The 23,107-nt window shown below is 61.9% G+C and carries 13 protein-coding genes; 5 read left to right on the forward strand and 8 right to left on the reverse strand.

What is annotated here, in order from left to right; genetic code table 11:
- Window positions 1-84 precede the first annotated feature (84 nt).
- Together malQ and malP are read right to left on the reverse strand one after the other, a co-directional pair.
- Entirely contained in the window at window positions 85-2,175 is a 2,091-nt protein-coding gene (malQ, locus tag ACJ8J5_RS22640) for a 4-alpha-glucanotransferase (protein ID WP_404758842.1), read from the reverse strand.
- A 9-nt stretch (window positions 2,176-2,184) separates the two neighbouring features.
- Window positions 2,185-4,590 (reverse strand): maltodextrin phosphorylase, encoded by a 2,406-nt coding sequence (malP, locus tag ACJ8J5_RS22645; RefSeq protein ID WP_414105011.1) that lies wholly within the window; start codon window positions 4,588-4,590, stop codon window positions 2,185-2,187.
- A gap of 460 nt (window positions 4,591-5,050) precedes the next feature.
- Between malP and malT the strand changes: the two genes are divergently transcribed.
- The 5 genes from malT (at window position 5,051) to glpD (ending at window position 11,746) form a co-directional block, all read left to right on the forward strand.
- Entirely contained in the window at window positions 5,051-7,765 is a 2,715-nt protein-coding gene (malT, locus tag ACJ8J5_RS22650; protein ID WP_060435144.1) for an HTH-type transcriptional regulator MalT, read from the forward strand.
- Window positions 7,766-7,847: 82 nt separating this feature from the next.
- The gene (gene glpE / locus ACJ8J5_RS22655) at window positions 7,848-8,174 is read left to right on the forward strand and encodes a thiosulfate sulfurtransferase GlpE (RefSeq protein ID WP_004930790.1); all 327 of its coding nucleotides are present in this window, start codon (window positions 7,848-7,850) and stop codon (window positions 8,172-8,174) included.
- 171 nt (window positions 8,175-8,345) lie between these two features.
- Window positions 8,346-9,182, forward strand: a complete 837-nt coding sequence (glpG, locus tag ACJ8J5_RS22660) for a rhomboid family intramembrane serine protease GlpG (protein ID WP_043138958.1) — start codon at window positions 8,346-8,348, stop codon at window positions 9,180-9,182.
- A gap of 50 nt (window positions 9,183-9,232) precedes the next feature.
- Window positions 9,233-9,991: a DeoR/GlpR family transcriptional regulator gene (locus ACJ8J5_RS22665; protein WP_004930797.1), complete on the forward strand. Its 759-nt coding sequence runs from the start codon at window positions 9,233-9,235 to the stop codon at window positions 9,989-9,991.
- A 246-nt stretch (window positions 9,992-10,237) separates the two neighbouring features.
- A complete protein-coding gene (gene glpD / locus ACJ8J5_RS22670; RefSeq protein ID WP_043138961.1) occupies window positions 10,238-11,746 on the forward strand; it encodes a glycerol-3-phosphate dehydrogenase in 1,509 nt (502 codons plus the stop codon).
- A 59-nt stretch (window positions 11,747-11,805) separates the two neighbouring features.
- Here glpD and glgP read toward each other — a convergent pair whose 3' ends face one another.
- The 6 genes from glgP to asd all read right to left on the reverse strand — a co-directional run bounded on the left by glgP (window position 11,806) and on the right by asd (window position 22,966).
- Window positions 11,806-14,253: a glycogen phosphorylase gene (gene glgP, locus ACJ8J5_RS22675; protein ID WP_261439182.1), complete on the reverse strand. Its 2,448-nt coding sequence runs from the start codon at window positions 14,251-14,253 to the stop codon at window positions 11,806-11,808.
- 141 nt (window positions 14,254-14,394) lie between these two features.
- A complete protein-coding gene (gene glgA / locus ACJ8J5_RS22680; protein ID WP_025304565.1) occupies window positions 14,395-15,825 on the reverse strand; it encodes a glycogen synthase GlgA in 1,431 nt (476 codons plus the stop codon).
- A gap of 135 nt (window positions 15,826-15,960) precedes the next feature.
- The gene (gene glgC / locus ACJ8J5_RS22685; RefSeq protein ID WP_025304566.1) at window positions 15,961-17,238 is read right to left on the reverse strand and encodes a glucose-1-phosphate adenylyltransferase; all 1,278 of its coding nucleotides are present in this window, start codon (window positions 17,236-17,238) and stop codon (window positions 15,961-15,963) included.
- Between the two features lie 15 nt (window positions 17,239-17,253).
- Window positions 17,254-19,236 (reverse strand): glycogen debranching protein GlgX, encoded by a 1,983-nt coding sequence (gene glgX / locus ACJ8J5_RS22690; RefSeq protein ID WP_414105014.1) that lies wholly within the window; start codon window positions 19,234-19,236, stop codon window positions 17,254-17,256.
- Window positions 19,233-21,419, reverse strand: a complete 2,187-nt coding sequence (gene glgB / locus ACJ8J5_RS22695; protein WP_173889100.1) for a 1,4-alpha-glucan branching enzyme — start codon at window positions 21,417-21,419, stop codon at window positions 19,233-19,235. The genes glgX and glgB overlap by 4 nt, the downstream gene beginning before the upstream one ends.
- Before the next feature lie 443 nt (window positions 21,420-21,862).
- Window positions 21,863-22,966 carry an aspartate-semialdehyde dehydrogenase gene (asd, locus tag ACJ8J5_RS22700; RefSeq protein ID WP_016930397.1) on the reverse strand — a complete coding sequence of 368 codons (1,104 nt, stop codon included), beginning with the start codon at window positions 22,964-22,966 and terminating at the stop codon, window positions 21,863-21,865.
- Window positions 22,967-23,107: the final 141 nt, after the last annotated feature.

Consider the following 23,107-nt stretch of genomic DNA (forward strand, 5'->3'; position numbering starts at 1 on the left):
TGCAACGCCAATTAATTCGGGTATCCGTCATTTGGATGGGACTAAAGTTCTCGTCCTTTGACCTAATACAACGACACCTCATCGTCACCCCACCGACACCTTGCGGCGCCGCTTGTCCAAATCCTTCAGTAAGCGGTTTATGTGCGGGTCGGCAAACATCTCCTCCAGCGTCTGGGTCAGCTTGCGCCGCCAGTTAGGGTACTGATCGCTGGTACCGGGAATATTGACCGGATCGGCCATATCCAGCCAGTCTTCCGGCTGCAGGCCGAGCAAGGCGCTGGCGCTGTCGGCGACATAGCGCTGTAGGCCGCGGTTGAGCAGCGGGCTCATGCCGAGCAGCGCTGCCTTCTTGCCCACCTTCTGCGGCACGCAGCCATAACGATGCAATCCATCCAGCAGCCCCTGCTTGGCGCGTTCCCGATCGGCGAACAGCGCCCGCAGGATCTCCGCGTCCGGGTAAAGACCCAGCCGGTTGCCGAGCGTTAGATCGTCGCTTTGCCAGTAGCCGCGCAGCGTCGGCAGATCATGGGTGGTGATGGTCGCCATCGCCTGCACCGGATAGGCCTGCGGCGCGCGGAAATGGTGTTCACCGTCGCTTTCGAAATAGAGCACTTTGTAGGAATAGACGCCGCTGTCGCGCAGCTTGCCGACGATTTCCACCGGCACCGTGCCGAGATCCTCGCCGATCACCATGCAACGGTGGCGCTGGCTTTCCAGCGCCAACACCGCCAGCAGATCGTCCACCGGGTATTTGACGTAGGCGCCGCGATCGGCGGTTTCGCCATACGGGATCCACCACAGCCGCAGCAGCGCCATGACGTGATCGATGCGCAGCGCGCCGCAGTTGGTCATGTTGGCGCGCAAAAGATCGATAAACGGCTGGTACCCGCGTGCCGCCATCACGTGCGGATCCATCGGCGGCAGGCCCCAGTTTTGCCCCAGCGGCCCCAGAATATCCGGCGGTGCCCCGACCGACGCTTTCAGGCAGTACAGTTCGCGGTCACACCAGGTTTCCGCCCCGCCTTCCGCCACCCCGACCGCCAGATCGCGATACAGGCCAATCGGCATCTGCTGCTGCCGGCTCTGGTCAAAACACTGCGCGAACTGCGTGGCCGCCAGCCACTGCAGCCACAGGTAAAAGCGGACCGCATCCTGATGTTCGGAGCAGAACAGCCGTACCGCTTCGCTCTGCCCCTGCCGATAGCGCTCTGGCCAGGCCGGCCAGCCCCACTGGTGGGCATCTTTGGCCGCCAGATGGGCATGCAGCGCGTCGAACGCCGCCTGCTGATACAGGCTGTCGCCGCCCTCGCTGACGAACTGTTCGAACGCCTGACGCTGCCCGTCGTTTGGCTGGCGCGCCTGAAACAGCGGGAACGCCAGCTTCAGCGCCGCCAGCTTCAGCTGCATCACGGCGGTGTAATCCACCCACTCCGCGGCGCGCGCCTTGGCCAGCTGCTTCTGCGTCGCCGGCTTCTGCCACCAGCGCTGCGCCGCATCGCTGCGCTGGAAATCCTCCACCGCGTTGACGTCGATATACGCCAGATTCAGCCAGCGGCGCGACGAGGGGCTGTAAGGGCTGGCGCTCTCCGGATTAGCCGGATACAGCGCATGGATCGGGTTAAGGCCAACGAAGGCGCCGCCGCGCTCCCCCACCTGCTCCACCATCAGACGCAGATCGCCGAAATCGCCGATGCCCCAGTTGCGATCGGAGCGCAGCGTATACAGCTGAACGCAAGCGCCCCACAGCTTCTTACCGGTCAGCAAGGCGTCCGGCTCGAAGCAGCGTCTCGGCGCGACGATCAGCCGGCATGGCCACTGCTGCTCGCCCTGGCTCAGCGTCAATTGGTGGTAACCCACCGGCAGATCGCCGGGCAGCGTCAAGGTCTTGCGCGCGCCGATGCGCCCCTGCAGGCATTCGCCGTCTTCACGTTGCAGCGCCCACAGGTACTCGCCTTCGCCCGCCGGGGTCAGCGCCAGCGGCGCGCCCTGATAGAACACCTTGACCGCCGGTAACGGCGGCGCCGCTCCTTCCTGCTCGGCATCGGTTCGGTTCATGGCCGCCAGCAGCTTGCGCTTGGTCTGCGGTTCAATCGCCTGCCGCTTGCCGTGGGCATTGATGAAATCGGCGGCGATCCCCGCCTGCGCTGCCGCCTGATCGATACGCTTGCGATCCATTCGCTCTCCTTAACGTTTGGCTTGCCAGATACGCTGCTGATAATCGCGGATCGAGCGATCCGAGCTGAACATGCCGACGCGCGCGGTGTTAAGGATAGTCCGCCGCGTCCATTCGTCCCGATCGCGATACAGCTCGTCGACCCGGCGCTGCGCCTGGCAGTACGAGGCAAAGTCCGCCAGCACCAGGTAGGGATCGCCGCCTTCCAGCAGGCTGTGCAGCATCATGTCGAACGCGTGCTTGTCGCCGTGGCTGAAGGTGCCGCTCGCCAGCTCGTCCAGAATCGCCTTCAGGTGCTTGTCTTTCTTGCGGTAGCTGAGCGGATCGTAACCCTTCGCCACTATCGCCTTCACCTGCTCCACGGTATTGCCGAAGATAAAGATATTGTCTTCGCCCACCTGCTCGGCGATTTCGACGTTGGCGCCGTCCAGCGTGCCGACCGTCAGCGCGCCGTTCAACGCCAGCTTCATGTTGCCGGTGCCGGAGGCCTCTTTGCCGGCGGTGGAGATCTGTTCGGAGATATCCGCCGCCGGGATCATCAGTTCGGCCACCGACACGCGGTAGTCAGGGATGAACGCCACTTTCAGGCGATCTTTCACCAACGGATCGTTATTGATCTTCTCGGCCGCCTGATTGATGGCGTAGATGATGTTCTTCGCCAGGTAGTAGCCCGGCGCCGCCTTGGCGCCGAACAGGAAGACGCGCGGCACGATGTCCAGGTTGGGGTTGTCGCGCAGCTGACGATACAGCGACAGGATGTGCAGCAGGTTCAGGTGCTGGCGTTTGTACTCGTGCAGACGCTTGATCTGCACGTCGAAGATCGCGTCCGGGTCAAGTGTCAGCCCCATTACGCCGTGTACGTAATGGGCCAGCGCCACCTTGTTGTCGCGTTTGATCTGCTGATAACGCTGGCGGAACGCCGCGTCGTCGGCGAATTTTTCCAGCCCGCGCAGCGCGTCGAGATCGCCCGCCCACTCCACCTTCAGCGTCTCGTCGATCAGGCCTGACAGCGCCGGGTTGCACTGTTTCAGCCAGCGGCGCGGCGTGATGCCGTTGGTGACGTTATGGAATTTGTTCGGCCACAGCTGGTGATATTCCGGGAACAGATCCTTCACCACCAGATCCGAGTGCAGCTGCGCCACGCCGTTGACCGCAAAGCCGCTGACCACGCACAGGTTGGCCATGCGCACCTGCTTGTTGTGGTGCACCGCCAGTTTCGCCCACACCGCCTCGTCGCCCGGCCAGTGCTTATCCACCAATTTTTTAAACCTGGCGTTGATCTGTTTGATGATGGAGAAATGGCGCGGCAGCAGGCTGCGCACCAGTTTTTCATCCCAGCACTCCAGCGCTTCCGGCATCAGGGTGTGGTTGGTATAGGCGAAGGTGTTGCTGGTGATCGCCCAGGCCGCCTCCCACTCCAGCTGGTGCTCGTCCAGCAGAATGCGCAGCATTTCCGGAATGGCGATGGTCGGATGGGTGTCGTTCAGTTGGATCACTTCGTACTTCGGCAGCTCTTCAATCTTGCGGCCGGCCTGATGGTGCTTGCGCAAAATGTCCGCCACCGAGCAGGCGCACTGGAAATACTGCTGCATCAGGCGCAGGCGCTTGCCGGCCTGATGGTTGTCGTTCGGATAAAGCACCTTGGTCAGTTTGTCGGCTTCTACGCCCTGCTTCTCCGCCTGCAGGAATTTGCCGTCGTTGAAATCGCTCAGGTTGAACGGATGCTGATGGGTCGCCTGCCACAGGCGCAGCGGCTGCGCCACGCCGTTGCGATAGCCCAGCACCGGCAGATCCCAGGCTTCGCCGCGCAGGGTGAAGGCCGGGCGCCACAGTTCGCGGCCATCGGCCTGCTTTTCCAGCTTGCCGCCGATGCCCACGTCCACCGCCAGCGCGGCGTTGTGGCGGAACCACGGGTAGCTCTCGCGCTGCCAGTTATCCGGCGCCTCTTGCTGCTGCCCGCCCTGGAACGACTGGCGGAACAGCCCGTACTGGTAGTTCAGCCCATAGCCGGTAGCCGGTTGTTCCACCGTCGCCATCGAGTCGAGGAAACAGGCCGCCAAGCGCCCCAGCCCGCCGTTGCCCAGCGCCGGATCGGTTTCCTGCTCCAGCAGATCCGCCAGCTTGACGTTCTGCTCGGCCAGCGCCTGCTCGACGGTGTCGTACCAGCCCAGGTTGATCAGGTTGTTCGCCGTCAACCGGCCAATCAGAAACTCCATCGAGATGTAGTTCACGTGGCGCAGCGGTTTGGCGCTTTTGCGCGGCGCCGGCTGTGCGGCCAGCTGCTCGGCCAGCGCCGCACTGACGGCCTCCCACCATTGATGTTGCGTCATCTGCTGTGCGGAACTGAGGCCGAACCGTTGCCACTGGCGGGCGAGCGCCGCCAGAAAAGCATCCTTCTTGAGCGTAGGCTGTGACATAAGGAAAACTCTCTATCCAGTAAGTGGGTCAAATTGCCGCTATCGTGCCGGTGAGAAAGTCTGACGGCATCATCCCGCCTGGGGATTAGCTGGGGAGGAGGATTGGGGCGTAGCTGGAATTGTGATCTCAGGCACTGTTTGACTCCCTTGCAACGATGCAAAAAAGCCCGCCAACGCGTGCGGCGAGCACTGAGAACGTTAACCATGACGTTAGCACAAGTATTCGCACTGCTGAAGTTTTGTCCATGGCCGGAAATGCGATCCGCAACCGTATCGCCGCGCGCCGGCGCCAAACGTAAAAAAGTGTGATCGATAGCAACTTAACTCCAAGCCGATGCGGAAGCTTGTTGCAATACGTTTAGGGTTGGCAGAAGTTAGGGGGAGCTATTAATTACGAACCATAAAATAATTAGCGCCACTCCAATCCCGGCGGGAACCGCGATTTATACCCTGGAATACTATGCTGATCCCATCAAAACTGAGCCGCCCGGTACGGCTGCAAAATACCGTGATCCGCGATCGCCTGCTGGCCAAACTGGCCAGCGCGGGCAACTATCGCCTGACACTGGTCAATTGCCCGGCGGGATACGGGAAAACCACGCTGATCGCCCAATGGGCGGCCGGCAAGGCCGATCTGGGCTGGTATTCGCTGGATGAGAGCGACAACCAGCCGGAGCGCTTCGCCAGCTACCTGATCGCCGCGCTGCAGCAGGCCAGCGGCGGCCGCTGCGTCAAGAGCGAGGTGCTGAGCCAGAAACACCAGTACGCCAGCCTGTCGGCGTTGTTCGCCCAGCTGTTTATCGAGCTGGCCGACTGGCACCAGCCGCTGTACCTGGTGATCGACGACTACCACCTGATCACCAACGACGCCATCCACGAAGCCATGCGCTTCTTCCTGCGCCATCAGCCGGAAAACCTGACGCTGATCCTGCTCTCACGCACCCTGCCGCCGCTCGGCATCGCCAATTTGCGGGTGCGCGATCAGCTGCTGGAAATGGGCACGCAGCAGCTGGCATTCACCCACCAGGAAGCCAAACAGTTCTTCGACTGCCGCCTGGCGGCGCCGATGGAACAGCAGGACAGCAGCCGCCTGTGCGACGAAGTCGAAGGCTGGGCCACCGCGCTGCAGCTGATCGCGCTGTCGGCCCGCCAGTCCGCCTCGTCGGCTCAGCTGTCGGCCAAGCGCCTGGCGGGGCTGAACGCCAGTCACCTGTCCGACTACCTGGTAGACGAAGTGCTGGACCACGTCGATGCCGATGCGCGCGCTTTCCTTCTGCGCTGTTCGGTGCTGCGTTCGATGAACGATGCGCTGATCGTGCGACTGACCGGCGAAGACAACGGCCAGCAGCGGCTGGAGGAGCTGGAGCGCCAGGGGCTGTTTATCCACCGCATGGACGACACCGGCGAATGGTTCAACTTCCACCCGCTGTTCGCCTCTTTCCTGCGCCAGCGTTGCCAGTGGGAACTGGCGCTGGAGCTGCCGGGGTTGCACCGCGCCGCCGCCGAGGGCTGGCTGGCGCTGGGGTATCCGGCGGAGGCCATTCACCACGCGTTGGCGGCCAGCGACGTCAGCATGCTGCGCGACATCCTGCTGCAACACGCCTGGTCGCTGTTCCACCACAGCGAACTGGCCTTGCTGGAGGAGTGCCTCAACGCGCTGCCCTATGAGCGCCTGATCCAAAACCCCAAGCTGGCGCTGCTGCAGGCCTGGCTGGCGCAGAGCCAGCACCGCTACAGCGAGGTCAATACCCTGCTGGAGCGCGCCGAGCGCACCATGCGCGAACAGAAAATCGAGATAGACCAAACGCTGCACGCCGAGTTCGACGCCCTGCGCGCCCAGGTGGCGATCAACGCCGGCAAACCGGAAGAAGCCGAGCGGCTGGCGACCGAAGCGTTGAAATTCCTGCCGCTGTCCAGCTACTACAGCCGCATCGTCGCCACCTCGGTGACCGGCGAAGTGCACCACTGCAAGGGCGAGCTGGCGCGCGCGCTGCCGATGATGCAGCAAACCGAACAGATGGCGCGTCGTCATCAGGCCAACCATTACGCGCTCTGGGCGCTGCTGCAGCAGAGCGAAATTCTTATCGCCCAAGGCTACCTGCAGGCCGCTTACGAAACCCAGGATAAGGCCTTCGAACTGATCCGCGAACAGCACCTGGAACAGCTGCCGATGCACGAATTCCTGCTGCGCATTCGCGCGCAGATCCTGTGGTCGTGGTCACGGCTGGACGAAGCGGAAGACGCGGCGCGCGCCGGGCTGAAAATTCTGGCGAACTACCAACCGCAACAGCAGCTGCAGTGCATCGCCATGTTAGCAAAATGCTCGCTGGCGCGCGGCGATCTGGACAACGCCAATACCCATCTGCAGCGGTGCGAAGCCCTGCTGCACGGCGCTCATTATCATCGCGACTGGCTGACCAACACCGACAAATCGCGGGTGATCCACTGGCAGATGACCGGCGACACCGCCGCCGCCGCCCAGTGGCTGCGCCACACCGAAAAACCCGGTATGGCGGACAACCACTTCACGCAGGGCCAATGGCGCAACATCGCGCGGGTGCAGATCCTACTCGGCCAGTATGAAGAGGCCGGCGTAGTGCTGGATGAACTGAACGAAAATGCCCGCCGCCTGCGGCTGGTGAGCGATCTCAACCGCAACCTGCTGCTCAGCAACCAGCTGTACTGGCTGCAAGAGCGCAAGGGCGAAGCGCAGCAGGCGCTGATCGAAGCGCTGTCGCTGGCTAACCGCACCGGCTTTATCAGCCACTTCGTCATCGAAGGCGAAGCGATGGCGCAGCAGCTGCGCCAGCTGATCCAGCTCAACACGCTGCCGGAGCTGGAGCAGCATCGCGCCCAGCGTATCCTGCGCGACATCAACCAGCATCATCGGCACAAATTCGCGCATTTCGACGAGAACTTCGTCGATAAGTTGCTGACCCACCCGCAGGTGCCGGAGCTGATCCGCACCAGCCCGCTCACCCAGCGCGAATGGCAGGTGCTGGGGCTGATCTATTCCGGCTACAGCAACGACCAGATCGCCGGCGAGCTGGACGTGGCGGCCACCACCATCAAGACCCATATCCGCAACCTGTATCAGAAACTGGGCGTGGCCCATCGCCAGGAGGCAGTGCAGCAAGCGCAGCAGCTGTTGAAGATGATGGGGTACGGCGCGTAAAAACCCTGATATCCCTCTGGTCTTAAACGCCGCCGAGTTGGTTACAATAGCGGCGTCCCCCAATAACGAGGCAGTCAGCAGTATGGAACAGTTCGAAGCGATCAACGTTGAGCAGGCGTACACCCGCTGGAAAGAGGGCAGCGCCGCCCTGGTCGACATCCGCGATCCGCAAAGTTTTGAAGCCGGGCATACGCCGGGCGCCTTTCACCTCACCAACGCCACCCTGTCGGCCTTTATGCAGCAAAACGACTTCGAGCGGCCGGTGATGGTGATGTGCTACCACGGCAACAGCAGCCGCAGCGCGGCGCAATACCTGCTGCACCAGGGGTTCGACGCGGTCTACAGCATCGACGGCGGTTTCGAAGCCTGGGCCCGCCAGTACCCGCAAGACGTGGAAACCTCTGCCTGATCCCCGCCGCCCGCTGCGCATCGGCGGGCTTTCCCTTCGATTTTATGCGCGTTTTCGCGGGTTTTTCGCAGATCCGTTTGCCAGCGCTCAGGATTTCGACGTTATAATCGGCCGTCAGGGTCATCGGCGAGCAAGCCGCGGCCAAAATCATTCACTTACGACGGAAGAGCAATGGTTAGAGTAATCGCCATATCCAACCCGCGCTTGGCGCTGGCCTTTGTCGACTATATGGCGACCCAGGGCATCCGGCTTGAGCTGCGCAACAGCGGCGAGGCGGCGGAAATCTGGCTGGCCGACGACAGCCACCTCGAGCAGGTGCAACACGAGCTGCAGCAGTTTCTGGTCGATCCGCTCAACCGCCGTTATCAGGCCGCCAGTTGGCAGACCGGCCATACCGACGCCGGCCTGCACTATCAGAGCGAATCCTACCTGCACACCCTGCGCAGCAAGGCCGGGCCGCTGACGCTCGGCGTGATGGTACTGTGCATCGCGGTCTACATCCTGATGCAGGTGCTGGGTGACGATACCGTGATGTACTGGCTCTCCTGGCCGCAAGACAGCAGCCAATACACGCAGCTGTGGCGCTGGGTCAGCCATGCGTTCCTGCACTTCTCCCTGCTGCATATTCTGTTCAACCTGATGTGGTGGTGGTATCTCGGCGGCCAGATGGAAAAACGCCTCGGCGCCGGCAAGCTGTTCGTGCTGGCGGTAGTGTCGGCCTTCTTCAGCGGCTGGGCGCAATCGCTGTTCAGCGGCGCGCTGTTCGGCGGACTTTCCGGCGTGGTCTATGCGCTGATGGGCTATGTGTGGCTGACGGGGGAACGGGCGCCGGAGCGCGGCCTGATGCTGCCGCGCGGCCTGATGGTGTTCTCGGTGCTGTGGCTGGTGGCCGGATATTTCGATATTTTAGGAATGTCGATCGCCAACGCGGCACACGTAGCCGGTTTAGTGTTAGGGTTATTGATGGCATTTTGGGATACGCGTCATCGCGCACACAACGAACAATAACAGCCGGGAGCTGTGCCCAGCGGGCATGGCGGGCGTTTTAGGGGATTATCGTGAAGCAAACACAGCGTCATGACGCAATTATCGAGCTGGTGCGCCTGCAGGGTTACGTCAGCACGGAAGAGCTGGTGGAACATTTTGACGTCAGCCCGCAAACGATTCGCCGCGATTTGAATGACCTGGCCGACCAGAACAAGATCCAGCGTCACCACGGCGGCGCGGCGTTGCCTTCCAGCTCGGTCAACGCTGCCTATAACGATCGCAAGGTGATGTGGTCGGAAGAGAAAGCCCGCATCGCGCAGCGCGTCGCCAGCCAGATCCCGGACGGCGCCACGCTGTTCATCGATATCGGCACCACGCCGGAAGCGGTGGCCCATGCGCTGATGAACCACAAGAACCTGCGCGTGGTCACCAACAACCTCAACGTCGCCACCCTGCTGACCGCCAAGGAAGACTTCCGCCTGATCCTGGCCGGCGGCGAAGTGCGCACCCGTGACGGCGGCATCATGGGCGAAGCCACCCTGGACTTTATCTCTCAATTCCGCCTCGATTACGGCATTCTCGGCATCAGCGGCATCGATATGGACGGCTCGCTGCTCGAATTCGACTATCACGAAGTGCGCACCAAACGCGCGATTATCGAAAATTCCCGCTGCGTGATGCTGGTCACCGACCACTCTAAATTCGGCCGCAACGCCATGGTCAACCTGGGCAACATGAACCTGATCGACTACCTGTTTACCGACCAGCTGCCGCCGCCGAGCGTGATGAAAATCATCGAGCAGTACGACGTGCAACTGGAGCTGTGCTGATCCGCTGTTAACCTGCGGGGCGCGCCGCCGCCCCGTTTCCTACTCCCCGCCCTCTTCATCGACAGCCGTTTGCGCGCTCGCGCCATATCCACATCATTTATGTGACTATCATCACCAAACTGTTACCTCTATCACGCCTAAATGTTTTTGTTTGGTTAAGTCTTGGCTTGCTTGTTGGTTTTTGATTACAATCATGAGCGAAAACGAACATGAAAGAGCTATTTCGAACATCTGGAGGAAGATGACGTGGAAACCAAAGACTTGATCGTTATCGGTGGCGGCATCAACGGTGCCGGCATCGCGGCGGATGCTGCCGGGCGCGGGCTGTCGGTACTGCTACTGGAAGCGCAAGACTTGGCCTGTGCTACGTCTTCCGCCAGTTCCAAACTGATCCACGGTGGCCTGCGCTACCTGGAACACTACGAATTCCGTCTGGTGAGCGAAGCGCTGGCCGAGCGTGAAGTGCTGCTGAAGCTGGCACCGCACATCGCGTTCCCGATGCGTTTCCGCCTGCCGCACCAGCCGCACCTGCGTCCGGCCTGGATGATCCGTATCGGCCTGTTCCTGTACGATCACTTGGGCAAACGCACCAGCCTGCCGGGCAGCAAGGGGTTGCGCTTTGGACCAGAGTCGGTGCTGAAGCCTGAACTGAAGCGCGGTTTCGAATATTCCGACTGCTGGGTTGACGATGCTCGCCTGGTGGTGCTGAACGCGCAGGAAGTGGAAAAACGCGGCGGCGAAGTGCGCACCCGCACCAAAGTGACCCGCGCATGGCGTGAAAACGGCCTGTGGATGGTGGAAGCGGTCGATATCGACAGCGGCAAAACCTTCACCTGGCGCGCCAAAGGCCTGGTGAACGCCACCGGCCCGTGGGTGAAAAACTTCTTCGACGACGGCCTGAAGCTGAAATCACCTTACGGCATCCGTCTGATCAAAGGCAGCCACATCGTGGTGCCGCGCGTGCACGATCAGCCGCAGTCTTACATTCTGCAGAACGAAGACCACCGCATCGTGTTCGTGATCCCGTGGAATGACGAGTTCTCCATCATCGGCACCACCGACGTGGAGTACAAAGGCGATCCGAAGGACGTGAAGATCGACGAGAACGAAATCGCTTATCTGCTGAAAGTGTACAACGATCACTTCAAGAAGCAGCTGGGCCGCGACGACATCGTCTGGACTTACTCCGGCGTGCGTCCGCTGTGCGACGACGAGTCCGATTCACCGCAGGCGATCACCCGCGATTACACGCTGGACGTGCACGATGAGCAGGGCAAAGCGCCGCTGCTGTCGGTCTTCGGCGGCAAGCTGACCACCTACCGCAAGCTGGCCGAGCATGCGATGGAAAAACTGGCCCACTACTACCCAGGCTGCGGCCCGGCGTGGACCAAAAACGCCACGCTGCCGGGCGGTGACATCGACGGCGACCGCGACGGCTACGCGGCCAAACTGCGCCGTGCGCACGGCTGGTTGCCGGAAGCTCTCGCGCGCCGCTATGCCCGCACCTACGGCAGCCAGAGCGAGCTGATCCTGGCCGGCGCCAACGGCCTCGCCGATCTGGGCGAAGATTTCGGCCACGGTCTGTATGAAGCCGAGCTGCGCTACCTGACCGAGAAAGAGTGGGTCGTAGAACTGGCCGACGCCATCTGGCGCCGTACCAAGCTGGGTATGTGGCTGGACGAGGCGCAGCAGGCGCGAGTGAAAGCCTGGCTGGCAGAACACGCGAAAACGAAAGCGCTGTCTCTGGCTTCCTGAGCCGCAGCGTAACGAAAAAGGGCCGGTTATCCGGCCCTTTGCTTTTTTCCTGTCCCGCTTTACAGCTTCACCGGCTGAATGTGCCAGATTTCGTCCGCGTATTCCTGAATGGTGCGATCGGAGGAGAAGTAGCCCATGTTGGCGATGTTCAGCACCGCACGCCGCGTCCATTCGTCCTGATTGAGATAGACCTCGTCCACCTTGTCCTGCGTGTCCACATAGCTGCGGTAATCCGCCAACAGCTGATAGTGGTCGCCGAGGTTGACCAGCGAGTCGAACAGATTGCCATAGCGTTTCGGCTCTTCCGGGCTGAACACGCCGGTAGCGATCTGCGTCAGCGCCTGATGCAGCTCCGGGTCTTGCTCATAGTACTGGCGCGGGTTGTAACCGTTGCGGCGCAGCTCCTCGACCTGCTCGGCGGTATTGCCGAAGATAAAGATGTTCTCCTCCCCCACGTGCTCGCGCATCTCGACGTTGGCGCCGTCCAGCGTGCCGATGGTCAGCGCGCCGTTCAGCGCGAACTTCATATTGCTGGTGCCCGAGGCCTCGGTGCCCGCCAGCGAGATCTGCTCCGACAGATCCGCCGCCGGGATAATGATCTGCGCCAGGCTGACGCCGTAGTTCGGAATGAACACCACCTTCAGTTGGGTATGCACGCGCGGATCGTTGTTGATCACTTTGGCCACGTCGTTGATCAAGCGGATGATCTGCTTGGCGGCATAGTAGGCCGAGGCCGCCTTGCCGGCGAAGATCACCACCCGCGGCACGCGCTCGATCTCCGGATCGTCCAGCAAACGGTTATACAGCGTGATGACGTGCAGCACGTTGAGCAGCTGCCGTTTGTACTCGTGGATGCGCTTGATCTGCACGTCGAACAACGCGTCCGGGTTGACCACCACGTTGAGCGTTTTGGCGATATACAGCGCCAGCCGCTCCTTGTTCTGCCGCTTGGCGCGCTGTACCGCCTGCAGGAAGCTCGGGTAGTCGATATTGGCCTGGATCTCGCTCAGCTGGCTGAGATCGGTGCGCCAGGTTTGGCCGATGCAGTCGTCCAGCACCGCCGCCAGCGGCGGGTTGGCCAGCGCCAACCAACGACGCGGCGTCACTCCATTGGTTTTGTTGCAGAAACGATTGGGGAACAGCCGGGCGAAGTCGGCGAACAACGACTGCACCATCAGTTCGGAATGCAGAGCGGAAACGCCGTTGACCTTGTGGCTGGCCACCACCGCCAGCCACGCCATGCGCACCCGGCGGCCGTTGGTTTCGTCGATGATCGAGACCCGCGCCAGCAGATCGTTGTCGCCCGGCGCCACTTCCTGCACCATCTTGAGGAAGTGATCGTTGATTTCGAAAATCAGCTGCAGGTGGCGCGGCAAGATGCGGCCTATCATGTCCAGCGGCCAGGTTTCCAGCGCTTCGCTCATCAGCGTGTGGTTAGTGTAAGAGAACACCTGCTCCACCACTTCCCAGGCGTCGAGCCACTTGAATTTGTGCTCGTCGATCAGCCGGTGCATCAGCTCGGGAATCGACAAGACCGGGTGGGTGTCGTTGAGGTGAATGGCGATCTTGTCCGCCAGGTTGTCGAAGGTTTTGTGCATCAGCCAATGGCGATTGAGGATATCCTGTACCGTGGCCGACACCAGGAAATACTCCTGCCGCAGCCGCAGTTCGCGCCCGGAGGAGGTCGAATCGTCCGGATACAGCACGCGCGACACGTTCTCCGAATGGTTTTTATCTTCCACCGCCGCGAAGTAATCGCCCTGGTTGAACTTGCCGAGGTTGATCTCGTTACTGGCCTGCGCGCCCCATAACCGCAGCGTGTTGGTGGCGTCGGTGTCAAAACCGGGGATCACCTGATCGTAGGCGATGGCCACGACCTCTTCGGTCTCCAGCCAACGCGCCTTGGCGCCCTCCTGCTGCACGCGGCCGCCGAAGCGCACCTTGTAGCGGGTGTTATGGCGCGGAAACTCCCACGGATTGCCGTACTCCAGCCAGTAGTCCGGCGATTCCATCTGTTGGCCGTTGACGATGTTCTGCTTGAACATGCCGTATTCATAGCGAATGCCGTAGCCGCGCCCCGGCAGCGCCAGCGTGGCCAGCGAGTCGAGGAAGCAGGCCGCCAGCCGGCCCAGACCGCCGTTACCGAGCCCGGGGTCGTTCTCTTCCTCCAGCAGCTCCGCCAGGTTCAGCCCCATCTCATTCAGCGCATTGTCGATATCCTGATAGATGCCCATCGACAGCAGCGCGTTAGACAGAGTGCGGCCGATCAGGAACTCCATCGACAGGTAATACACCTGCCGCACGTCTTGAGACAGCTGGGCGCGGTTGGAACGCAGCCAGCGCTCCACCATGCGATCGCGCACCGCGAACAGCACGGCGTTCAGCCAATCGTGCCGGTTGGCGATAGCCGGATCCTTGCCGACGATAAACATCAGCTTATAGGCGATGGAGTGTTTCAGCGCTTCCACACTGACCGTAGGTGAGGTGTAACTAAACGGTGAAGTCATGGCTTTTTAATCCCTTGTAGGGAGCCCCGCCATTCGCCGCGGAATAGCGGGCTCCGCTGAACATGGACGCGGTACGCCGCGCCCCGACAATCTACCCTTACGGCTGCCCGCCGTGCGTCAACCCGAGACGCGAAACGCGGGCTACAAGCGTTGATAAAGCGATAAATACTCTTTCGCCGCCACCGGCCAGCCGAAGTCCACACTCATGGCGTGGCGCTGAACGTGGCGCCAGTGTTTCGGCCGGCTCCACAGCACCATGGCGCGGCGGATGGCGTTGCCCAGCGCGACGGCGTCGCAATCGTCGAACACGAAGCCGCTGGCGGTGCCGTCGGCCAGGTTCTCTAGGGCGCAGTCCACCACCGTGTCCGCCAGCCCGCCGGTACGGCGCACCAGCGGCAGCGTGCCGTATTTCAGGCCGTAGAGCTGCGTCAGGCCGCAGGGCTCGAAGCGGCTCGGCACCAGAATGACGTCGGCGCCGCCGATGATGCGGTGGGAGAAGGATTCGTGATAACCGATCTGCACGCCGACCTGCTCAGGGTAGTCGGCGGCGGCGGCCAGAAACGCCTGCTGCAGCACCGCGTCGCCGGCGCCCAGCAGCGCCAACTGCCCGCCCTGCGCCAGCAATTCGGGCAACGCCTGCAGCACCAGATCCAGGCCTTTCTGGTTGGTCAATCGGCTCACCACCGCGAACACCGGCAGCGATTCGTCCACCTTCAGTCCCATGGCCTTTTGCAGATGCAGCTTGTTTTTGACCTTGCTTTTCAGATCGTCGGCGTCATAGCGGGCGCTCAGCCGCGGGTCGTGGGCCGGATCCCAAATCTTGTCGTCCACGCCGTTGAGGATGCCGCTCAGCCTGCCCTGCCGCTGCCGCTCCTGCAGCAGCCCCTCCATGCCGTAGCCGAACTCCGGCCGGGTGATCTCGCGCGCATAGGTCGGGCTGACGGCGGTCACGTGGTCGGCATAAAACAACCCGGCCTTGAGGAACGACATCTGGCCGTAGAACTCCAGGCCATAGACGTTGTAAAACGACGCCGGCAGCCACAGCTCGGTCACGTGATGGGCGGAGAACAGCCCCTGGTAGGCCAGGTTGTGCACCGTGAACACCGAACGCGCTGGGTGGCCGTTGGCGGCCAGATAGGCGCAGCTGAGACCGGCGTGCCAGTCGTGGGCGTGCACCAGCTGCGGGCGCCAGTAGCGATCCAGCCCCTTGGCCAGCTCGCAGGCCATCCAGCCCAGCAGCGCAAAGCGCCGATGGTTGTCGGGGTAGGCGTACATGGACTGATCGTGGTACGGGCTGCCCGGCCGGTCATACAGCCAGGGCGCATCGATCAGGTAAATGCCCACGCCATGATAGGTGCCGTAACGCAGGCCCACCCGGCCGGCGAACGAATCGATTTCCGCCACCAGCACGGTGTCCGGAATGCCGTTGCGTACGTCAGGGAAAGCGGGCAATAGCACCCGAACATCGGCGCCTTCGGCGATTTGCGCCGCCGGCAGCGCGCCAACCACGTCTGCGAGTCCGCCCGTTTTCAGCAGGGGGAACATTTCAGAACATACGTGTAAGACCTGCATTATCACTCCTGAAAGTCGGCCGAAGGCCTCTGGATAAGAAATAAAGCAGGCTTGCCGCTGTTATGTGTGCCGCGTTGCGCAAGCCATCGAACCGTTCATCGGGCGGCAGGCTATCGTTCTGCCGCCCACGTTAACTCACAATTTTGACAACATTTCGCGCGTCACCAGCACGATGCCGCCTTCCGAGCGATAGAAACGCTTGCTGTCCTCATCGGCGTTTTCCCCGATCACCATGCCCTCCGGAATATGGCAGGCGCGGTCGATGATGCAGCGCCGCAGGCGGCAGGAACGGCCGACGTTCACGTCCGGCAACAATACGGTAGAGTCGATGGTGCAAAACGAGTTCACTCGCACGCGCGGGAACAGCACCGAATGCACCACCACCGAGCCCGAGACGATACAGCCGCCGGACACCAGCGAGTTCATGGTCATGCCGTGGCTGCCGGAGCGATCCTGCACGAACTTGGCCGGCGGCAGCGGCTCCATGTGGGTGCGGATCGGCCAGGCGCGGTCGTACATATCCAGCTCCGGCGTTACCGACGCCAGATCGAGGTTGGCGCGCCAGTAGGCGTCCAGCGTGCCCACGTCGCGCCAGTAAGGCGGCAAGTCGGGGTTGGACGTCACGCAGGATAAGGTAAACGGATGTGCCCACGCCGCCTGCTGCGCGGTGATTTTCGGGATCAGATCCTTGCCGAAGTCGTGGCTGGAGCCGGGGGTCGACATATCCTCCTCCAATAGCTGGAACAGGTAGGCGGCATTAAAAATATAGATGCCCATGCTGGCCAGCGACATATCCGGGTTGCCCGGCATCGCCGGCGGATCGGTGGGTTTTTCCAGAAACTCGATGATGCGATCGCTTTCATCCACCTTCATCACGCCGAATTCACCGGCCTCGCTGCGCGGCACCGGCAGGCAAGCCACAGTGCACTGAGCGCCCTTCTCGACGTGGTCGATCAGCATGCGCGAATAATCCATCTTGTAGATGTGATCGCCCGCCAGGATCACCACGTATTCGGCCTCGTAGCGGCGGATGATATCCAGGTTCTGGTACACCGCGTCGGCGGTGCCCTTGTACCAATGCTCGGTGCTGAGGCGCTGCTGGGCCGGCAGCAGATCGACGAACTCATTCATCTCCTCGTTGAGGAACGACCAGCCGCGCTGAATGTGCTGCACCAGCGTGTGCGACTGGTATTGGGTGATCACGCCGATGCGGCGGATGCCGGAGTTCAGGCAGTTCGACAGGGCGAAATCGATGATGCGGAACTTGCCGCCAAAGTGGACGGCGGGCTTGGCGCGGGTGGAGGTCAAATCTTTCAGGCGCGAGCCGCGGCCGCCGGCCAGGATCAGCGCTACGGATTTAATCGGCAGCTGGCGCGCCAACATCAGGGGGTCTTTATTTTCAAACCTAACCATAGCGGACTCCTTTTATTATTTCCGTACCAGTACGCAAAGCGAGCGCGCGGCCTGGTGCCAGGCGGGCAATACCGCCCGTGAGTCTTCCTGAGTGAACGGGGCGACAATCTGCCAATCGCCTTCCGGCAACCTCATCTCCACCGCTTGCGGCGTGGCGTTGACCAGCAGCAGCCAGCGCTGCGACAGCAGGATCTGCATGCGCAGCTCGCCCTGTTCCCACTGCTGCGCGTCGAGCGCCTGCCCTTGCGCGTTCAGCCACTGCACGCTGCCGTCGTCCTGCTGCCACCAGCGGTCCTGTTGCAACGCGGGGATCTGGCGGCGCAGCGCGATCAGCGCCGCGACGTAATCGGTCAGCGCGTCGTCCGCCGTGGCCCAGTCGAGCCAGGTGGTGGCGTTGTCCTGACAATAGGCGTTGTTGTTCCCCTGCTGGCTGTGTCCCTGTTCATCGCCGGCCAGCAGCATCGGCGTTCCCTGGGACAGCAACAGCGTACCGAGCATCGCCCGCTGGCTGGCCCTGCGGCGTTGCACAATGGCGTCGTCGGCCACCAGGCCTTCGACGCCGTGGTTGTTGCTGAAATTGCGATCGCTGCCGTCGCGGTTGCCCTCGCCGTTGGGCTGATTGTGTTTCTCATTGAAGCTGACCACGTCTTGCAGGGTAAAACCATCATGGGCGGTCAGCATATTGACGGTGGCGTAAGGCGCTCGCCCGCGCTGGTTATACAGATCGCTGGAAGCGGCAAAACGCCGGGCGAACTGGCCGAGCGACACGCCGCTCTGCAGCCAGAAACGGCGCATGTCATCGCGGTAATGGTCGTTCCATTCGGCGAAGCGGCCGGGAAACGCCCCCACCTGATAGCCACCGGGGCCAACGTCCCAGGGTTCAGAGATGAGCTTGCAGCGCGACAGCACATCGTCCGCCAGCATCGCCTGGAACAGCGGGGCATCGCGATCGAACTCCGGCGTGCGGCCGAGCACGCTGCCCAGATCGAAACGGAAGCCGTCGACGTGGCACTCCCGTACCCAAAAACGCAGGCAATCCATCACCCAGGCCACGCCTTGCGGCTGATCCAACCGCAGCGTGTTGCCGCAGCCGGTGTCGTTGACATAGTCCCCTTCGGGCGTCAGCCAGTAGTAGCTCAGGTTATCGATGCCGCTCAGCGACAGCATCGGCCCGTCCCTATCCAGCTCGGCGCTGTGGTTAAACACCACGTCCAGGATCACCTCGATGCCGGCTTGGTGCAGCGCCTTGACCGCATCGCGGAATTCGTTCAGCGGCGTGGCATCGGTGCTCAGGCTGGCGTAGCGGTTGTCCGGCGCATAGGGCGCCAGCACGTTATAGCCCCAATAGTTGATCAGCCCCAACCGCTGCAGGCGCGGTTCGGAGGTATGTTGCTGCACCGGCAGCAGTTCCAGCGCGGTGATGCCGAGGCGTTTGAAGTGGGCGATCATCTCCGGGTGCCCCAATGCGGCGAAGCTGCCGCGCAGTGCCGGCGGGATCTTCGGGTGCAGCAGCGTCAGGCCGCGCACGTGCGCTTCATAAATCACCGTCTGGCCCCAGGGCGTGGCAGGCGGGCGATCGTCCTGCCAGTCATACCGTTCGTCCACCACCACACATTTCGGCATTAGCTCTGCGCTGTCGTGCGGGTCCGGCTGCTCGTAACCGCCGTGCAGGTGCGGGTGGTCCCCCACCGGCCCTTCCACCGCGCGCGCGGCTGGATCGAGCGCCAGTTTGTTGGGGTTGAAACGCTGTCCGTTCGCCGGGTCAAACGGGCCGTAGACCCGGTAACCGTAACGTTGCCCCGGCCTTCCGCCCGGCAAATAGCCATGCCAGATATCGCCGCTGCGCGCCGGCAGCGGCAGGCGCACTTCGCGCTGCTGGCCGTCGAACAGGCACAGCTCCACCCGCTCGGCGTGCGCCGAGTACAGGGTAAAGTTGATGCCTTCGCCGTCGTAATGCGCGCCCAGCGGCGCGGCGAGGCCGGCCGTCAGCTCCGTCATGGCGCCTCCCGCAGCAGATAAATGGTCGCCAGCGGCGGCAGCGTTACGCAGATGGAGAAGTCGCGGCCGTGGCTGCCGACCGCTTCAGAAGAGACCCGCCCCTGATTGCCGGCGTTGCTGCCGTGATAGTGGTGCGAATCGGTATTGAGGATCTCGCGGTAGTCACCGGCGCGCGAGAGGCCGATGCGGTAGCGGTAGCGCGGCACCGGGGTAAAGTTGCTGATGGCGATCAGCTCATTGCCCTGCGAATCGTAGCGCGCGAAGGCGAACACCGAGTTATCGTGATCGTCGACCACCAGCCACTCGAAGCCGTCCGGCCGGTAGTCGCGCTCGTACAGCGGCGCCTGCTGCCGGTAGCAGTGGTTCAGATCGCGCACCAGCCGCTGCACGCCGTTATGCCAGTTATCCAACCCTTCCAATAAATGCCAGTCGAGGCTGGTATCGAAATTCCACTCGCGCCCCTGCGCGAATTCGCAGCCCATAAACAGCAGCTTTTTGCCCGGATGCGCCCACATAAACCCGTAATAGGCGCGCAGGTTGGCGAACTTTTGCCAGGCGTCGCCCGGCATGCGGTCGAGGACCGATTTTTTGCCGTGCACCACTTCATCGTGCGAGATAGGTAACACGAAGTTCTCGGTATAGGCATACAGCATGCCGAAGGTCATCTGGTTGTGGTGATATTTGCGGTGCACCGGATCGCACTTCATATAATTGAGCGTGTCGTGCATCCAGCCGAGGTTCCATTTGTAGTGGAACCCCAGGCCGTTGGCGTCCGGCGGCAGAGTGACGCCGGGATAGTCGGTGGACTCCTCCGCCAGCGTCACCGCGCCCGGCTGCGCCTGGCCAATAGTTTGGTTGGTATAACGCAGGAAGGCGATGGCCTCCAGGTTCTCGTTGCCACCGTAGTAATTCGGCACCCACTCGCCGTCGGCGCGGCTGTAGTCGCGATAAATCATCGACGCCACCGCATCGACCCGCAGCGCATCGATACCGAAACGCTCCAGCCAATACAGCGCGTTGCCCGCCAGGTAGTTGCGCACCTCGTGACGGCCGTAGTTGTAGATCAGCGTATTCCAGTCCTGGTGGTAGCCCTCACGCGGATCGGCGTATTCGTACAGCGCGGTGCCGTCGAAATTCGCCAGGCCGTAGGCGTCGCTCGGGAAGTGCCCCGGCACCCAGTCGAGGATCACGTTGATGCCCGCCTCATGCGCCGCCGCCACGAACGCCCTGAAATCGGCCGGCGTGCCGAAGCGACGGGTCGGCGCATACAGCCCCAGCGGCTGATAGCCCCAGCTGCCGTCGAACGGGTGCTCGTTGATCGGCAGCAGCTCGATATGGGTGAATCCCATGTCCTTCACATAGTCGATAAGCTGCACCGCCAGCTCGCCGTAGCTGAGCCAGAAGTGATTATCGGTGTGGCGACGCCAGGAGCCGAGATGCACCTCGTAGATGGCGATCGGCTGGTCAAAATCGTTGGCACGGCAGCGCGCCTGCGTCGACGGCACCCTCTCAGGCAGCGGCGCCACCAGCGAGGCGGTGTCCGGGCGCATCTGCGCCTCGAAGGCGTAAGGATCGGCTTTCAGCTGGGTATTACCGTAGCAATCGACGATTTCATATTTATACAGCTGGCCGGCCCGCACACCGGGCAGGAACAGCTCCCAGATGCCGTTTTCACGCCGCAGACGCATCGGATGGCGGCGGCCGTCCCAGAAGTTGAACTCCCCCACCACCGAGACGCGCTGGGCATTGGGCGCCCAGACCGCAAAACTGACGCCGTCGATGCCATCCAGCGTAACGAGGTGGGCGCCCAGCCGTTCATAGGGACGCAAATGCGTGCCCTCGGCCAATAGCCAACTGTCGATATCCTGCAGCAGCGGGCCAAACCGGTAGGGATCGTCGACAGTCTGTTGGTGATCGCGCCAGCTGACCTGCAGCTGATAGCGGAAAGGATTTTTTCGCCGCGGCACCACGGCGCTGAAGAAACCGCGCGGATCGTCGCAGTTCAGCTGCACCAGCCGCCGGCCGGTTTGCTGTTCTACCAGCCAGACTGCGCCGGCGTCCGGCAGCAGCGCTCGCACCTGCAGACCGTTATCGGTCGCATGCATGCCAAGCAGAGCAAAAGGGTCGGCGTAATGGCCGGAGATGATCTGATCAATCACGTCACGATCGGGAAGTACAGGCATAGTCTTCTTCCTTAGATTAACAGCATGATCTAAGCACGGCTTGTTGGTTATTCCTTGGCCGTTTTGGTCATCATGCAATGCATTCGGACTCTAAAGCGTGATTGCGGTCGGTTATTGACCAATCTTTACTCTGCCGACCTGAATTTCGCTCTTTATGCTTATTTTTTGAAATATTTCAGTCATGGTGAAAAAGTGTTCACCCATGCGTTAAGCATAGCCAATGTCTGTTAAAAACTGCTCAGCATTGCTCAGGAAAATTCTTCATTAAGAAAACTGCCAGCCCGGCGGCGTCTGAATGCGGCGGCCGACGAGGCGATATGCGGGGTGGAGCCCAGTGAAACGAGGCTTGCGGTGACGTTGTCCGACGCGGTGCGCGGCGAACAAAAAGGCGGAAAATAAGGCTTTAGGGGGCTGAAATCAGCCAGCCCCCAGGAAGTGCGGGTTTACAACAGGATGCGCAGCATGCGGCGCAGCGGCTCGGCCGCGCCCCACAGCAGCTGGTCGCCCACGGTGAACGCCGACAGGTACTCCGGCCCCATGTTCAGCTTGCGCAGACGGCCGACCGGCGTATTCAGCGTGCCGGTCACCGCCGCCGGCGTCAGTTCGCGCATGGTCAGCTCGCGGTCGTTCGGGATCACGCGCACCCAGTCGTTGTGCGTCGCCAGCATCTGCTCGATTTCCGGCAGCGACACGTCTTTTTTCAGCTTCAGGGTGAACGCCTGGCTGTGGCAGCGCAGCGCGCCGACGCGCACGCACAGGCCATCGACCGGGATCACGCTGCCGGTATTCAGAATCTTGTTGGTTTCCGCCTGGCCTTTCCACTCTTCACGGCTCTGGCCGTTGTCGAGCTGCTTGTCGATCCATGGGATCAGGCTGCCGGCCAGCGGCACGCCGAAGTTATCGGTCGGCAGTTTGCCGCTGCGGGTGGCTTCGGTCACCTTGCGCTCGATATCCAGAATGGCGGAAGCCGGGTCCTGTAGCTCTTTCGCCACGTCGGCGTGCAGCATACCCATTTGGGTCAACAGTTCGCGCATGTGGCGCGCGCCGCCGCCGGAGGCCGCCTGGTAGGTGGCGACCGACGCCCACTCCACCAGATCGTTGGCGAACAGGCCGCCGAGGGACATCAGCATCAGGCTGACGGTGCAGTTGCCGCCGACGAAGGTTTTGATGCCTTTGTCCAGGCCCTGCTGGATCACCGCGTGGTTGACCGGATCCAGGATGATAATGGCGTCGTCCTGCATGCGCAGCGACGAGGCCGCGTCGATCCAGTAACCCTGCCAACCGCTGGCGCGCAGCTTAGGATAGACTTCGTTGGTATAATCGCCGCCCTGACAGGTAATAATGATATCGAGCGCGCTCAGTGCGTCGATGTCATACGCATCCTGCAGCGTGCCTTGCTGGCCGCCGAAGGCCGGCGCGGCAGAACCGTGCTGCGAGGTGGAGAAAAAGACCGGGCGAATGGCGTCGAAATCGCGCTCTTCCGTCATGCGTTGCATGAGAACCGAGCCGACCATTCCGCGCCAACCGATGAAACCAACGTTTTTCATAATATCTGTATCCCGCCCGGATAAGGGCTTATGTAGGTGATAACGAGTTGTGTGCAATATCTCCTCACCTTACAAAATGTCGGCGCGGGCGCAAAGTGAATTTATTCGATGGCTGAGGATTTCTCAGCAATCCTTCTTATA

The sequence above is a fragment of the Serratia sp. CY43202 genome, from assembly GCF_052168755.1.
Lineage (GTDB): Bacteria > Pseudomonadota > Gammaproteobacteria > Enterobacterales > Enterobacteriaceae > Serratia > Serratia bockelmannii.